Source organism: Rhodococcus sp. AQ5-07, from assembly GCF_009707305.1.
In the GTDB taxonomy this organism is placed as follows: Bacteria; Actinomycetota; Actinomycetes; order Mycobacteriales; family Mycobacteriaceae; genus Rhodococcus_F; species Rhodococcus_F erythropolis.
This window is the reverse complement of record NZ_CP046099.1, coordinates 6,048,915-6,064,026: the sequence shown is the minus strand read 5'-3', so window position 1 is coordinate 6,064,026 and position 15,112 is coordinate 6,048,915. Positions and strand designations below refer to the sequence as shown.

Genomic DNA, 15,112 nt, shown 5'->3' with positions numbered 1-15,112 from the left:
CTGAGTACGTCTACACCTCAGACGGACGCGCGCCGAAGAGAACGCTGATGAAATGAGTCCATGAAACTCGAACACACACGCAGGAAGAGTCGCCCGCTCACGCTGGTGGCACTTGCCTCCGCAGCGGTATTCGCCCTCGCCGCATGTACTTCCGGGCCGGATTCTGCACAAACCTCGGACAACAGCACAAAGGTCTCCGCCACCGAGACACCCACGACAGTCACGATCCCCGACAGCCCCGTCGGCAAGCAGATCAGCTGGCTTCTCAGTGCGTTCAACACGAGCGCGCCATTGCCCCAGGAAGAAATCGCCGAGCACTTCGGACCCACCGCACCAGTTGTCCTGACGCCTGCGGACTTCGACTCCATCCGAGCCGGACAGCTCTGGACAACAGTGAATTACAAGGGAGGCGATACCGACGGCACCGTTTCCATCACCAGTACCACCGGCGGCGCGTTCGACATAAACGTCGTCGTCGACGGCAGCGGGTTGGTCCTTGGAATGGCGATAACACCGACCAAAGACGATCATGTGCCTGCCGCATCGTGGCAAGAGCTCGAGGCAGCTGTCAAAGCACTTCCCGCGCCGACGAACTTGACCGTCACCGAGGTCACCGGCGGAAAGAACGCCGAAGTCTTCGGTGTCGGCGACACCTCACCACAGCCCACAGGGTCAACGATCAAGCTGTACGTTCTCGGCGCGGTCGCGACGGCTGTCCAGAACGGGACACTCTCGTGGGATCAGAAGCTCACCATCACCGACGACCTCAAGTCGATGCCCGGCGGGACAATGCAGGACCTGCCGTCGGGAACCGAAGTCACGGTCCGGGAGACCGCCGGCAAGATGATCTCGATCAGCGACAACACCGCCACCGACATGCTGATCGCTGCTGTCGGGCGCGAGCAGGTCGAGGCCGGATTCGCCCCGATGGGCATGGCGGATCCTTCCCTCAACATTCCACTGAAGCCGACCCGCGCACTGTTCCAACTCGGCTGGGGCAACGATGGCGCACAACGTATCGCCTGGCGCGACGGAACCCCGGACGAGCGTCGAGCAATACTGGCGGCACTACCTGGCGGCCTGGTGGACATCCCGGCGTCAGCATTCACCACCCCCGCATGGCCTTTCGACATCGACTGGTTCGCCTCGCCCGCCGACCTGCGTGCCGCGTTGGTCTCGTTGCAAGAGATGGCGACGACCGAGAGCGGTGCACCGGTTCGAGACATACTGGCCGAAGATCCGGCGCTCGGTGACGAGTCCGCGAAATGGTTCACCTACGGCGGATTCAAGGGCGGCAGCTCCATCGGGGTCCTTGCGGGTGCCTACTACGTTGAACACGACGATCGCGCCTGGGTCGTCACCATGCAAACTCACGGAGACGACGCTGCACTAGTTGCCGATCCGGCTCTGTACTTCGATCCGGTCGACGACGCGATGCTCCTGATCCAGAAGGATGCGACCAGCTAGAACGCATGTGCCAGCGCGAGCAGACGTCACCGAAAGGCCTGTCCCGACAAGTGAATCGTCGGGCGGGCCTTTGTCATCCCTCAGGAGAGTACGACGCTCTCGAGTCTGTCCGCGATCGCTTTGCCGACACCCCAGTCGAGTGCTGCACACCCGACCGACTTGAACACCGTGCGACCGTGACGCTCCACGCCGGATTCCATTACCGCGCCCAGTGATCGGAGGTCGGAGATGGGGAACTCTCGCTCGATTGCCGACCGAACTTCGCCCGACCCCTCCAAGCATCCGGCCACGTCGTCCAGCACGGTGACCCTCGAGGCATCGATGAGCCCGGCAGGCAGTTCCGTCATCGACGGACGGAAAGATCCGACTGCATTGACGTGGACGTTTGCCGGTAGTGCTGCGAGGTCGAACAACGGTGACGTGGCACCGGTCGCACAACACACTACGTCAGCATTTGCGACACATTGGTTTGCCGACCCTGCTACCGAAAACCGGAGTGCTGGATGCCGAACTTTCGCTTCGTCGACAAATCGTTGTGCATGGGCGAGGGTCCGACTGTATACCGAAATCTCTTCGAATTCCCTTACTGCACAGCAGGAATCAAGTTGTGTCGCGGCCTGGGCGCCGGAGCCGAGGATCGCCAGACGCCGGACCCTTTCCGGCGCCAGTACGTCCGTTGCCACGCCAGAGACCGCACCGGTTCGCAGCGCGGTGAACCGGTGGGCTTCCACACTGAACCGCGGAAGCCCGGTGGCTCCGTCGTACCAGAGCACAGTGCCTTCGATGCGCCTACTTCCGTCGATGTCGTAGATCGTCAACGTCTTGACAACGGCGTCGCGGGTGGACCGATGCAGTGCAGACATCACGAGCAACTGGCCGTCCGCCACGACCGTTCGCGGTGGTTGTTCGAGCCTCCCCTCGTGAAGTTCGGTGATGGCACTGGCCACCGCTGCGACGGCGACCCCGACTGGAATCAGCGAGTCGAGCCTGGCGAGGTCGATGTGTGGAGCCACTGCATGATCTTCGATTTCCATCTTTTCGATTCCGTTTCTCGGGGTGTACTTCAGGGCTAGTTCACTGAAATTCCTTGACATCCAATCGGTAAGGTATTACACCTAATGCATCCTCGCAAGGCTCCGTACGAACCCGCCGTTCCGAACGAACGGCCCGAAGGTGGATCTGATGGACATAACAATGACGCGGTTCTCGAGGCGTACCGCTCTGATCGGAACTGCAACAGCACTCGCACTGGTTCTCGGTGGTTGTTCAGGCGCAGCTAAGGACGCAGGCGCTTCGTCCGAGCCCGCCGGCGAGCCGCAGCGGGGCGGTGAACTGCGAGTTTCTATCGGCGCAGAACCGATTGCACCTGCGTTCGACATGGGAACCATAGCCGTCACCTCGGTGGGCACGGCATCGATCGCCACCCTCGCCTACAACGGACTGGTCGACTTCCAGGACGGTCAGGCGGTACCCGAACTTGCTACGTCCTGGAAGCAGACTTCCCCCACTCAATACGTCTTCGCCCTCCGCGACGGTGTGAAGTTCACCGACGGAACGCCGTTCGATGCCGAAGCCGTCAAATTCAATCTCGATCGATTGCTCGACCCGAACGGAACGGGTGCGAACCTGCCTCCGTCTTTGGAGTCGGTCGAGGTCAGCGCACCCAATGAAGTAACCATGAATCTCTCCACCCCGGCCGGAGGGTTCGTCGCCTCGTTGCGCCGTGGACGGGTGATGATGATGTCCCCCACCGCCGTGACGCAATACGCCAAGACCGATCCGTTCAAAGCTTCGGTGGGCACCGGTCCGTACAAGTTCGAGGAGTACAAGACCGGTCAGTACATCAGGCTCGTCCGCAACGACGACTACTGGGCTGACGACAACTACCTGGACTCGATCAAGATCTCGATCCTTCCGGACCCGACCACCTCGATGCAGGCATTCGTCAACGGGGAACTCGATGTCCTCGGTGTGACACCGGCCCAACTCGCACAAGTCAAAAGCCGAGGCAACTCGGTCATCAAGACGTCGATCAGCAACACGTTCAACTACGTCAGTTTCAACCAGGCGGTCAAGCCTTTCGACAACGTCGACGTCCGCCGCGGATTCTCTGCGGCGATCAAGCGTGACGGTATCGCACAGGGCATTTACCAGGGATACGCCGACCCGGCGAGTGGGCCCCTCAGCCCGAAAATCGGCGATGCATACTCGGACCTCTCCGGCCTTGCCTCACAGACGTTTTCAACAGACAAGGCAAAGGAATTCCTGAAGAACGGAAACTTCGACTTCGGTACGACGGTTCCGTTCAGCACCTTCACCCAGGCCCCGTTCTCGACAGAAGCCGATGCGGTTGCCGAACAGCTCCAGAACGTCGGTGTCAAAGTCGACCTGAGCAAAGAGGAGTTCGGATCCTGGGCTCAGAAGATCTACACCGCAAAGAATTTCACGGTCATGAACAGCGGCCAGACCACGGCCACCGTCGATCCCGACGAGATTCTCTACCCCTTGTTCCACAGTAAGGGCGATCTGAACGCCTCTTCGATCAACGATCCTGAACTCGACAAGCTGCTCGACGCTGCCCGCGCCGAACAGGATCCGCAGCAACGGGCACAGATGTACCAGCAGGCATCCAAGCTGATCGCGGACAATGCATACGCAGCGTTCACCGTGTACCCGCAGAAGATCGCCGCAACCAGCCCGTCGGTCGGCGGATACGAATTCACGGAGGGTGGCACCAATCCGCTCTCGAGGGTTTGGCTCGCGAAGTGAGCGTGATCGAAGCGGTACCTGATTCCGATATGCCGCCGAAGAAGAGAGAGCCCGCGCCCTCGTCCGGCCGGCTGCGTCGAATCGCGCGCACCCTGTTGATCAATGCCGCGCAGCTGGGAATCGTCGGACTCGCCGCAACTTTCCTGATGTTCGTACTTCTTCGGACAATCCCAGGGGACCCCGCTCGCACGGTAAGCGGTCCCGGCGGGTCCGTCAGTCCAGAGCAGATCGCACGTATTCGTTCCGAACTCGGCCTCGACAAGCCGGTGGTGGTCCAGTATTTCGACTGGCTGTCCGCAGCCGCTCGCGGCGACCTCGGAAAGTCGTTGGTGCTCAACGACTCGGTGACAACCTTGCTGTCCGACCGCATCGTCGTCACACTCCAACTGGGCATGTACGCGCTTGCCTTCGCATTGTTGGTGGCGGTACCACTGAGCGTCCTCGCTTCGAGGTTCACCAGCGATCGCGCGAACCGGAGTGTGCGACTGGTCGGAACTCTGGGTATCGCAGTACCAAGCTTCTGGTTGGCTCTCCTGTTGATCATCGCGTTCCAGAACGTCTTGCCGACGTTCGGATACTCGTCGCTCAGTGACGGTATCGGCGCACATTTCCAACACATGATTCTTCCGACCATTGCGCTGGGTGTCGGTATGTCGACTCTGCTCTTCGAGACTACGCGTGCATCCTTGATCGGCACACTCAACTCCGATTACGTCCGGACGGCAAGGTCATTCGGCATCCCCGAGCGTCGCGTTTACTCTCGATACGCACTACGGAACGCACTACTTCCCACTGTGACGATCGCCGGACTGGAGATGGGCGCGCTGATGGGCGGAGCACTCCTCGTCGAAAATGCTTTTGCCGTTCCCGGTATGGGCCGACTCCTCGTTCAATCCGTCTTGGCTCGCGACTACACAGTGGTGCAGGGTTGCATCCTCGTGCTGGTCATCGTTGTCGTATCTGTCAATCTTCTGATGGATGTCGTCTATTCCCTCATCGATCCCAGAGTCAGGACCGACAATGACTGAGTCATTCGGGGCTGCGCTTTCCCCGTCTTCCCCAATCGCGCCGAGCACACGTCAGCGGCGTCGATTCATGGCCCGCATTCTCTCCTTGCCTGGTCAGAAGGTGGCATGGAGCATTCTGTTCGTACTGGTGTCGGCGGCCGTGCTCGCGCCTCTTCTCGCGCCGCACTCCCCCAACGTCCAAGATCTCACCTCGACTCTCGCCCCACCCAGCGGTGAGCATCTCCTCGGAACCGACGATCTGGGTCGAGATCAGTTGAGCCGTCTGCTGTTCGGACTCCGCACGTCACTCGCCGTCAGTGCTGCCGTGACGTTGGGTGTCATGGTCATCGGGCTACCGCTGGGAATGCTGGCAGGTTTCACCCGGGGAATTGCGAACACCGTCATTGCTCGACTCATCGATGTCGGGTTGGCCTTGCCGTCGTTGCTGCTCGCGCTCGCGCTCATCGCCGCGATGGGAGCCGGAGTCACCAGTACGATCATCGCTCTCGTTGCGGGCTACACGCCGTATCTGGCACGGGTCACCCGCAGTGTCGTGCTCAAGATTCGTGAAGAGGAATACATCGACAGCGCAGCCGTGAGCGGAGTTCCGACCTGGCGCATCATCGTTCGGCACGTCACGCCGAACATGATCGAATCAGTGTCGGTTCAGCTGACCTTGATCTTCGCCTTCACCGTCATCGCCGAAGCCGGGCTCAGCTTCGTCGGCCTCGGTATCCAGCCACCGACCTCGTCTCTCGGCAACATGCTCGCCCTCGGGTCGACCCACAGCATCGACCTGCCTTTGATGTCGATAGTCCCCGGATGCACCATCGCCCTCGTCGTCATCACGTTGCTGGTCTGCGGAGACGGCCTTCGCCACGCGCTCGACCCGAGGAGCAACCGATGACGAAACCGCTACTGTCGATCACGGATCTCCACGTAGCTCTGTCCGACAATCCCGCACTGCGACCAGTGGACGGAGTCAGCTTCCACATAGATTCGGGTGAGAGCGTCGCTCTGGTCGGTGAAAGCGGTTGCGGCAAATCAGTAACGTCGTACTCCGTACTCGGTCTCCTCGAAGGGTCCCTGGCTGCGCATGGAGAGATGGTCTTCGACGGCCGACGATTCGACATGTCCGACCGTGGTGCGCTGGCGCCGCTTCGAGGCACAGACATTGCGATGATCCCCCAGGACCCCGGAACCTCGCTGAACCCGGTAGTGAGCATCGAACGACAACTCGGCGATCTCGTCCGCATCCACCACAAGCTCTCCAAACGCGTTGCCGCCAAACGAGTACGCGAACTGCTGGCCCGAGTCGGGATTCCGGCCCCGGATCGGGTTGCCGGAGCGTTTCCTTTCGAACTGTCCGGTGGCATGCGACAACGTGTACTGATCGCAATGGCTCTGGCCTGCGAACCGACGATGCTGATCGCCGATGAGCCGACCACCGCCCTGGACACCACCGTGCAGGCGCAGATCATGGATCTGTTGCAAAGTCTCATAGCAGACGAGGGGATGTCCATGATGTTCATCTCGCACGATCTCGGACTGGTTTCACAACACTGCAACCGGGCGTACGTGATGTACGCGGGCAAGATCGTCGAATCCGGATCGGTCGACAACGTACTGCGTGAACCGGAGCACCCCTACACGCATGCGCTGGTCGACTGTTTGGAAAGTATGAACTCGGGTGCACGACGCTTGAAGACGGTACGAGGGATCGTTCCGGCGTTGCCTGACCGAAAGCACGGTTGCCACTTCGCGCCACGCTGCGATCGCGCGGGAGACGAATGTCTTTCCATCTCACCCGAACTCGAAAGGAGTGGACACAGTCTCGCGGCCTGTCTGCACCCGATGACAGGCTCACATCAGCACGTTTCGGCAAGTGAGGTGGCTCGATGACTACGCACCAATTCGTTTCCACACGCGAAGTAGCCCGATTGGAGGGGATCACCCATTCCTTCCGCACCCGTCTGGGCGGCCGTGCCGTGCAGGCACTTCGGGGCGTCGACCTGTCGATCCCGGCAGGGCGGTCTCTCGGACTGGTCGGCGAAAGCGGAAGCGGAAAGTCAACTCTCGGTCGGGTTGTGACCGGCCTGCTCGAGCCGTCCGGCGGCAACCTGGAAATACTGGGGCAGCGTGTCACCGGCAAGTCCTCTCGCAAGCGAGCCCCGGGATCTGTGCAGATGATCTTCCAGAACCCGCGAGCATCGATCGATCCGAAGCTGCCAATCTGGCGTGCCGTCGCCGAACCCCTACGCATCGGCGGGCATTCGGCGCGACGCAAGGACGTCGACGACTTGCTCGACCGCGCCGGACTGAGTGCGTCGTACGGAGATATGTACGCGCACCAGCTTTCCGGCGGGCAGTGCCAGCGAGTGGCCATCGCACGCGCCGTCGCCGCGAAACCGCAACTCATCGTCGCCGACGAACCTGTCTCCGCCCTGGACGTTTCGGTACAGGCACAGATCCTCAATCTCCTCAAGGACATTCAAGAGGACTCCGGAACATCCTTCCTTTTCATCAGCCATGATCTAGGAGTCGTTCGATTCTTCTGCGACGAGGTTGCCGTCCTGTATCTGGGTCAGGTGCAGGAGTACGGTTCGACCGAGAGCATTCTGACCGACCCCGCACACCCGTACACGCGGGCATTGGCCTCGGCATCGCCGACACTGTTCTCCGAAGCTGCGCGAGAGCGAATCATCCTCACCGGCGAGCCCCCGAAGCCTGACAACCCGCCGAGCGGCTGTGTCTTTCACGAGAGATGTCACCTGCGCATCGGCGCGATCTGCGACACGGTCTCGCCTCCGACGTATTCCACGCCCTCAGGCGAGGCGCGTTGTCATCTTTACGCCCCGCCTCACTCCGCGAGTTCATGATCAGGTCACTGCCTTGATCGAAACATTCTCCTCCACAACAACTACCCGGAACGGAAGAACATGAGCACCAACCCCCTCAGGATCCTCGCCTCCATCGCCGACGTGTGTGACGACGCAAACGCCACCGTTGCGTTTCACGTCCGCAGCCTCGACGGAAAACTCGAAATCGGTTCCGGCGCCGATGCACGTTCGGTGACCGCCTCGACCTACAAGGTTCCCGTCATGCTCGAGGTCGCCGCCCAGGCATCCGAGGGGCGCATACAACTGGCTGACCGGATCAAGGTCCCTGCAGACAGGCGCACCATCGGGCCCTCCGGGATTTCAGCGATGACGGACGACGTCGAAGTATCGATCCGGGACTTGGGCCTACTCATGATGCAGGTCAGCGACAACACTGCCACCGACATCCTGCAAGAGATGGTCGGTACCAAGAACATCATGAGCCGACTCCGCTCGCTCGGATTGAACTCGACCGACATCACCACCGACTGCGAAGGCATCATTTCGCTTGCTCTCGAGGAACTCTCGACCGAGAATTACGCAACTTTGCAGAACACCTCCACCGGCAACCCGTTCGGACTGCCCGAGGACGAGTTCGTCGCGGCAATCGCAGCGGGCGAGTCGTTGAACGCGCGCGGTGGCAACACCAGCACCCCGCGCGAGATGACCGAACTGCTCAGCCTCATCTGGACGGACAAGGCTGCAGACGCCGAGGCCTGTGCCGAAGTGCGGCGGGTAATGGGCCTGCAGTTCGCGCCTCACCGCCTCTCCTCCGCGTACGTCGACGGCCCGACGATCTCCGGCAAGACCGGCACGTTCCTAGCCGGCGTTCGCAACGAGGTAGGAGTCGTCGACTTCGGCGACGGGGACGTCTACGTAGTCGCAATCTTCTTGAAAGACAAGAACAACCACATGCGTAACGGCAAGGTGGACGCGGCAATCGGGAAGATCGCCGCACTTGCGATCGACAGTCTTCGGAACGCAAGTCGCGGCGCGGCTGCGACGGCGGTAACAGCCTGATGACCCCTACGCTCGTAGCACCTCACTCGATGGCAGAGATGACGTGGACCCAGGTGCAGGAGGCGATGAATGGCGGGATCCGCAACGTCATCTTCGCGGTGGGAGCGACCGAACAACACGGCCCGCACCTGCCACTGTCCACCGACACCCTGATCGGCACTGCCACTTCACTTGCCGTCGCCGCACGGCTCGGGACGACGATAGTAGCGCCCACCATCGCGTTCGGGGTTTCCCCGCACCACATGTCCTTCCCCGGAACGCTCTCTCTACGCGAGGCAACGTTTGTCGACGTGGTCGAAGACTACGTTCGCAGTCTCGCCGCTCATGGGTTCGACAATATCCTCGTCATCTCGAGCCACGGCGGTAACTTCGAACCCCTCGCGCATCTGATCGAGAGAGTCGGACCCCGGATCGGCGAGACACGGATTCATGCCCACACCGATCTTCTCCAGTTGCTCACAGCTTTCGAAGCAGTGGCAGAGGAGGATTCGATCTCTCCCGAGGCCTGCGGATCCCATGCCGGTGATTTCGAAACATCGATAGTCCTCGCACTGCGACCCGACCTCGTCGACATGAACGCCGCCGAGCCCGGATTCCTCGGACGCTTCGACAAAGACACTGCCACAGCGTTGTTCGACGGCGGAACCAAAGCATTATCGGTGAACGGAATTCTCGGCGACCCCGTCGCCGCACTGGCGTCACGCGGCGAACGGTATCTCGAATCACTGACCACAATTGTCTCGGAATACTTTTGTGCCGAGATCACCAAGCACGAAGGACGCGAAAGGTGACCGTCGACGTACAGGAGGTGGTGCAGGCCGAGCTCGACGCAATGGTCACCGCAGACGCTCAACTCGGCATCCAGGTTGCGGTGTACCAGCATGGTCAGCTGGTTGTCGATGCCTGGTCCGGACACACCGAACCCACTCGAAGTGCGCCTCTCAGAAGTGACACCCTGTTCCCGATCTTCTCGTGCAGCAAAGGCCTGATGTATACGACGGTGCATCTGCTGGCCGAACACGGCGTACTCGACTACGACGCACGGGTCAGCGATTATTGGCCGGAGTTCGGACAGAACGGCAAGGGAGAGGCGACCATTCGACAGGTCCTCGTACACACGTCCGGAGTCCAAGACATCACACACGACTTTCACCTCGACGACTGGGACGGCACCTGCGCTCGCCTGGCCGAGTCCGAGGCCATGTGGATTCCGGGTAGCGAGACCGCTTACCGCGGACTGTCTTCCGGATTCGTTCTCGGCGAGGTAGCAAGTCGCGTGTACGGGAAGCCCTTCGGCCAGATCGTCACCGAACTGATCTGCGAGCCTTTGGGTATCACGGATCTGTTCTTCGGCGTTCCCGCTTCGGTGAAAGACCGCATCGCAGTTCTCGCGAATGACGAATCAGTTCTGACCGGTCCCGCGTCGAGCCCCGATACTCGGATCATGGCCGAACTCTTCAACACCCCGTCGATTCAGGCGTCAGCTGTACCTGCCGGCGGCGCCATCACCTCCGCCCGATCCCTGGCAAGACACTACGCGTCGTTGATCGGCGATGGTGTGGACGGAGTGCGTCTACTCCCGCCAGCGCGGACCACTCTGGCAACGACGCTGGAAACCGATGCGTACGATCAAACGCACAAGGCGCCGGTCCGCAAGGGTTTGGGTTATCTACTGGGCGACAAAGGGATTGCAATGGGTGGACGGTCGAATTCATTCGGCCACAGCGGGTTCGGCGGTTCGTACGGGTTTGCCGATCCGGACTACGGTTTGAGTTTCGCGCTCACGAAGAATCGACTGGTTGCCACGACGCCTCTCGAGGTGCCGGCCTCGGTCGTCCTGGCAAATACGGTACGAGAAGCTTTGTCAATCCCGAACGGTTGACCGCCCCGGACCGAGTCGTCACGAAGATAATCGACAAACGGAGAGTCTCACTATGCACGTTTACATTTCGGTGGACATGGAAGGCATCGCAGGAATTGCGACGCTCGACCAGATAGTTCGTGGCGGTCACGGATACCAACGTGCGCAAGCACTGATGACGGCCGAGGCCAACGCGGCAATCGCCGGAGCATTCGACGCGGGCGCGCAATCGGTGCTCGTGAACGACAGTCATGGAACGATGGACAATCTGCTGCACGCCGAACTGGATCCGCGGGCGCGGGTTCTGTTCGGATCGCCGAAACTGCAGTGCATGGCAGAGGGTCTCACCGCTGAACACGACGTGGCCCTTTTTGTTGGCTACCACGCTCCTGCGGGTGGTCCGGGTGTGCTGGCACATACGTTCTCGGCTCTGTTCACGGATGTTCGTCTCGACGGCAGGACCGTGTCGGAAAGCGATGTGAACTCGCTCTACGCGGCTACTCACGGCGTGCCGGTCGGCTTGGTCACTGGAGATGACGTGATCTGCGGGTTGGTCAGCGCTACGTCTCCTTCGACCGAAACCGTCGTGGTGAAGCAGGCGCACGGGTGGTCTGCTACCAACTCGCTTCCGCCGAGTCTGGCGTGCGCAGCCATTCGCGATGCATCCAGACGAGTTGTACAACAGTGCGACTCGCTGAAGCCGACGGAGTTACGCGACGAGTGGGTCCTCGAAATCGTTCACCCGACAACAACTGCTGCGGAGATGGCGGAGGGTGTCCCCGGTTCTCGGCGAACGTCAGATCGAACCATCGAGCATCGCTTGAACACCGTCGACGACATCATCGGACTGATCACCGTCAACTATCAATTGGCATCTGCCGGCCTCCGCGGACAGATGACGATCGCCAACCGTCAGTAGAGGGCAAATTTCCATGAGAGTGACCGTTATCGGTGCAGGTTCGATCGGGTTGTGTTCGGCGCTGGCTTTGGCTGCCGAGGGAGCCGACGTGTGTGTAGTCGACGCGAGGGCTGCGGGAACCGGCGCGTCGAGCCATAACGCCGGGTGGGTCGTCCCGAGCATGTCGGCCCCCGTCCCTGCCCCCGGAGTACTGACCCAATCGTTGAAGTGGATGCTGCGTCCTGACAGCCCGCTGTACATCAGCCCCAGCCGCGACCCTCGCCTTGCCTCCTTCTTGATTGCGATGCTTCGCAACTGCACCACAACGAGATTCGAATCCGGTCTGCGAAATCTGATGGCACTCAATCATCGGACTTTCGAGCTTTTCGACGAACTCGAGCGCACTGGGCTTCAGTTCGAAAACCACCGATCCGGATTGGTGCAGCTGTTTCGCACACAGAAGTCGCTCGACTCCCACGCCGAAGAAATGACGCTGGTGCGAGCACTCGGCGGTGACGAATTCGACGTACTCACCAGTGCCCGAACGGCTCAGCTGATGCCGGGACTCTCGAGCTCGGTCGTCGGTGGGATCGTCTGTCCCCACGAGAGATTCCTCGACCCCGCAGCCTTCGTCGAAAGCTTGATCACACAGTGCGAGAGCCTCGGGGTCGAGATCGTGGAGGGCACCGAACTGACGCTGTCGGAAGACTCCATCGGTAACGTGACGGCATCTGGAGCAGAACGGCCGATGACGTCCGATCATTTTGTGGTCGCCGCAGGCGCTTGGAGCGCGGACGTGGTGCGAGGACTCGGGTACACACTCCCCGTCCAATCCGGGAAAGGCTACGGTTTCGACGTTCCACCGATTTTCCCCGTCGGAACTCGGGCGTCGTATCTGTCGGAAGCCAAGGTTGCCGTCACCCCGTTGTCCGGTGCGACCCGAATGGCCGGCACCATGGGATTCGGAGGCCGAAGTGAACACATCGACAAGCGAAGGGCCGAAGGCATACTGACCTCGGCAGCCGACTATTTCGACACCTGGGAGCCTCCGCAGAATGCAGTCCCGTGGACAGGGCTACGCCCGATGACGCCCGACGGGATGCCCATCATCGGTCGCTTACCTCACCATCCGAATGTCACTGTCGCCACCGGCCACGCGATGCTCGGTATAACCCTCGGCCCCGTCACCGGAGAGTTGGTCGCTCGCAGCGTGTTCGGCCGAAGCCTCCCTGCCTATGCCGGCGTGTTCGGGCCAGACCGCTTCAGTCGGACTTTTCGGAGCGTCCGGCCCACAACCCGCTGACGTGGTGGAGGTGTGCAGTCATGACAGCTTCGGCCGCAACCGGATCTCGTGATTCCAACGCCTGCAGGAGTTGATCGTGCTCCCGAGCCGACCCGACCAAGTCCTTGCTGCCTGCAATGCCTTTCAGCCCGGACAGGCGAGTCTGATCGCGCAACTGCTCCACCACCTTGACCAGCCGTGCGTTACCCAGTGCAGCCAAAAGTTCCAGGTGGAAGTCCTTGTCCAAGGTCAGGAATGAGACCAGATCCCCCTCGGCCGCGGCGTTCTCGACGCGCTTGCTCAGCGTCCAGAGATCGGTGAGATCCAACGGGGGTTCGAGCGCGGCAACCTTCGCCATTGCAGGTGGCTCGAGCATCAGCCGGATTTCGACGATCTCCGCGAGTTCGTCATCCGTCAGTTCGACGATGCGAAAGCCGCGGTTCCTCACCATCTCGATGAGGCCTTGGCTCTTCAGATCGAGGAGAGCCTCGCGTACCGGGGTGGGCGAGACCTCGAGCTGCGCGGCGATGTCGCCGATCGCGTAGAGCCGGCCGGACTCCAGTTCACCGCTCGAGATCCGGGCCCGAAGCAGTCTCGTGGCATCGCTGCGCAAGCTGGTCCGTGCCAGTGGCTGGAATACGGCACTCTGCTTTTCGTCGCCGGTACTACGATCTGCGCTTGAACCGGCCGGCTGCTTCGTCCCCATACCTGCACCCTAATACCCAGCGATGTCCAATATGTAATACCTAACATTTTATGTGACAAAGATCGTTCCAGCTCGCGCCGATGTGCAAGCTGAGACCGCCCCGGCTGAGATGCCGAGCTCGGTCGCCGACTGGGTTGACAGGAGGTCCGATACATAGGAGGTCCGGATACAGAGAAGCCGCTGCGCTTCCAGTGTCATCCGGATGCACAGCGGCTTCGCCAAGTCTTAGCCCGTGGGGGGCTCGGTCTCGTCCGACGAGAATCCGTCGAAGAATGCGATGACCTTCTGAAGAAGTGCCGCGATGTCGAAATCTTCCAAGCTACCCATTGCGTTCGTCCTTTCGTTTAACACTGGAGGATGAAACGTGCATCTTGCAATTTCCAATGTAAAGCATGAAAAGCATTATTTCTCGACCACGTGGCACTTCGGTTGCAAATACCTCACTCAGCAAGATATGAGCAAATCACCGCAAATAACAGCTCCCACCCGCAATATTTCCACTTTCCACAACCCATTAAATTCCCTAATTCGCAAGTGGGTAAATCTTGAGAAAAATTTCCGTACGCGTCGATTACGAAAGATCCTCCTGGTGAAACTCTCAATCCAAGACCACGAGGCAGAGGAAGTTGCGACACGGATGACACGCAGTTTTCCCGCTTCCAAGAGGCGCCATCCACATACATGGTGGGCATTCGGCGGCGATAACGAACCGTTAGCAACACAATCCCAGGCACTTTCTCCCACCTTCTGACTTTCACCCATGACCACTGGATATTCTCGCAGATGAAACGCAATACCAGTTCGAAAATTACATATCTTCAGTGGATACTGTGCACGCGATTAACTGATCAAATGTCTGTTGACTCACCGAGTCCCTACACTTCGCCAGAACTTCACATCCGAATGCTGGACGTTAGTTTAGATGGGTTCGTATTTCTCGAAATCTGCCCGATAAAGGCGGCCCCACGGATAAACCGCGACTGGACCGCCGCAGGCCACCAGGTCACGATCCGCGCCTCGACGAAGGGCGTGCAGGCACCCTCGCATGAGGGTGAAATCGGGGGTGAGACATGCCTTGGGGTCTCGTTTTACCGAGTCCGACACAGTACGTTTTCCCAGGCACGCCAGTCCCCAGATTCATACGGTGTGCAAGGGCTCGTTGACGCTTCCGAGATGTTGGCAAGACCGACCACAGGCCCCGTTCTCCCGACGAGAACGGGGCT

At 60.4% G+C, this 15,112-nt stretch carries 14 protein-coding genes; 12 read left to right on the top strand and 2 right to left on the bottom strand.

Annotated elements, in window-relative coordinates; all coding sequences use genetic code 11:
* Positions 1 to 60 precede the first annotated feature (60 nt).
* On the top strand, positions 61 to 1,467 hold the full coding sequence (locus tag GJB56_RS28080) for a serine hydrolase (protein WP_113682224.1): 1,407 nt from the start codon (positions 61 to 63) through the stop codon (positions 1,465 to 1,467).
* 80 nt (positions 1,468 to 1,547) lie between these two features.
* Here GJB56_RS28080 and GJB56_RS28075 read toward each other — a convergent pair whose 3' ends face one another.
* Positions 1,548 to 2,501 carry an ornithine cyclodeaminase family protein gene (locus GJB56_RS28075; protein ID WP_162793404.1) on the bottom strand — a complete coding sequence of 318 codons (954 nt, stop codon included), beginning with the start codon at positions 2,499 to 2,501 and terminating at the stop codon, positions 1,548 to 1,550.
* Between the two features lie 148 nt (positions 2,502 to 2,649).
* Between GJB56_RS28075 and GJB56_RS28070 the strand changes: the two genes are divergently transcribed.
* The 10 genes from GJB56_RS28070 to GJB56_RS28025 are packed head-to-tail and all read left to right on the top strand — an operon-like array spanning position 2,650 to position 13,204.
* Positions 2,650 to 4,236 carry an ABC transporter substrate-binding protein gene (locus GJB56_RS28070; RefSeq protein ID WP_154606706.1) on the top strand — a complete coding sequence of 529 codons (1,587 nt, stop codon included), beginning with the start codon at positions 2,650 to 2,652 and terminating at the stop codon, positions 4,234 to 4,236.
* Positions 4,233 to 5,264, top strand: a complete 1,032-nt coding sequence (locus tag GJB56_RS28065; RefSeq protein WP_113682221.1) for an ABC transporter permease — start codon at positions 4,233 to 4,235, stop codon at positions 5,262 to 5,264. Before GJB56_RS28070 ends, GJB56_RS28065 begins: the two co-directional genes overlap by 4 nt.
* Entirely contained in the window at positions 5,257 to 6,150 is an 894-nt protein-coding gene (locus GJB56_RS28060) for an ABC transporter permease (protein ID WP_031332944.1), read from the top strand. Before GJB56_RS28065 ends, GJB56_RS28060 begins: the two co-directional genes overlap by 8 nt.
* Positions 6,147 to 7,145 (top strand): ABC transporter ATP-binding protein, encoded by a 999-nt coding sequence (locus GJB56_RS28055; RefSeq protein WP_069147090.1) that lies wholly within the window; start codon positions 6,147 to 6,149, stop codon positions 7,143 to 7,145. Before GJB56_RS28060 ends, GJB56_RS28055 begins: the two co-directional genes overlap by 4 nt.
* Entirely contained in the window at positions 7,142 to 8,122 is a 981-nt protein-coding gene (locus tag GJB56_RS28050) for an oligopeptide/dipeptide ABC transporter ATP-binding protein (protein WP_021343104.1), read from the top strand. Before GJB56_RS28055 ends, GJB56_RS28050 begins: the two co-directional genes overlap by 4 nt.
* Before the next feature lie 60 nt (positions 8,123 to 8,182).
* Positions 8,183 to 9,142, top strand: a complete 960-nt coding sequence (locus GJB56_RS28045) for a serine hydrolase (RefSeq protein WP_113682220.1) — start codon at positions 8,183 to 8,185, stop codon at positions 9,140 to 9,142.
* Positions 9,143 to 9,171: 29 nt separating this feature from the next.
* Positions 9,172 to 9,933: a creatininase family protein gene (locus tag GJB56_RS28040; protein ID WP_021343101.1), complete on the top strand. Its 762-nt coding sequence runs from the start codon at positions 9,172 to 9,174 to the stop codon at positions 9,931 to 9,933.
* Positions 9,930 to 11,024, top strand: coding sequence for a serine hydrolase domain-containing protein (locus tag GJB56_RS28035; protein ID WP_113682219.1), 1,095 nt, complete (start codon positions 9,930 to 9,932; stop codon positions 11,022 to 11,024). The genes GJB56_RS28040 and GJB56_RS28035 overlap by 4 nt, the downstream gene beginning before the upstream one ends.
* Positions 11,025 to 11,076: 52 nt before the next feature.
* Positions 11,077 to 11,922 (top strand): M55 family metallopeptidase, encoded by an 846-nt coding sequence (locus tag GJB56_RS28030; RefSeq protein ID WP_064112942.1) that lies wholly within the window; start codon positions 11,077 to 11,079, stop codon positions 11,920 to 11,922.
* Positions 11,923 to 11,935: 13 nt separating this feature from the next.
* A complete protein-coding gene (locus tag GJB56_RS28025; protein ID WP_113682218.1) occupies positions 11,936 to 13,204 on the top strand; it encodes an NAD(P)/FAD-dependent oxidoreductase in 1,269 nt (422 codons plus the stop codon).
* Here GJB56_RS28025 and GJB56_RS28020 read toward each other — a convergent pair.
* Entirely contained in the window at positions 13,164 to 13,889 is a 726-nt protein-coding gene (locus tag GJB56_RS28020; RefSeq protein ID WP_021343097.1) for a GntR family transcriptional regulator, read from the bottom strand. The two genes, GJB56_RS28025 and GJB56_RS28020, sit on opposite strands and share 41 nt — an antisense overlap.
* A gap of 364 nt (positions 13,890 to 14,253) precedes the next feature.
* On the opposite strand from GJB56_RS28020, the gene GJB56_RS28015 reads away from it, so the two are divergent.
* Positions 14,254 to 14,640, top strand: a complete 387-nt coding sequence (locus GJB56_RS28015) for a hypothetical protein (protein WP_133053396.1) — start codon at positions 14,254 to 14,256, stop codon at positions 14,638 to 14,640.
* Positions 14,641 to 15,112 lie beyond the last annotated feature (472 nt).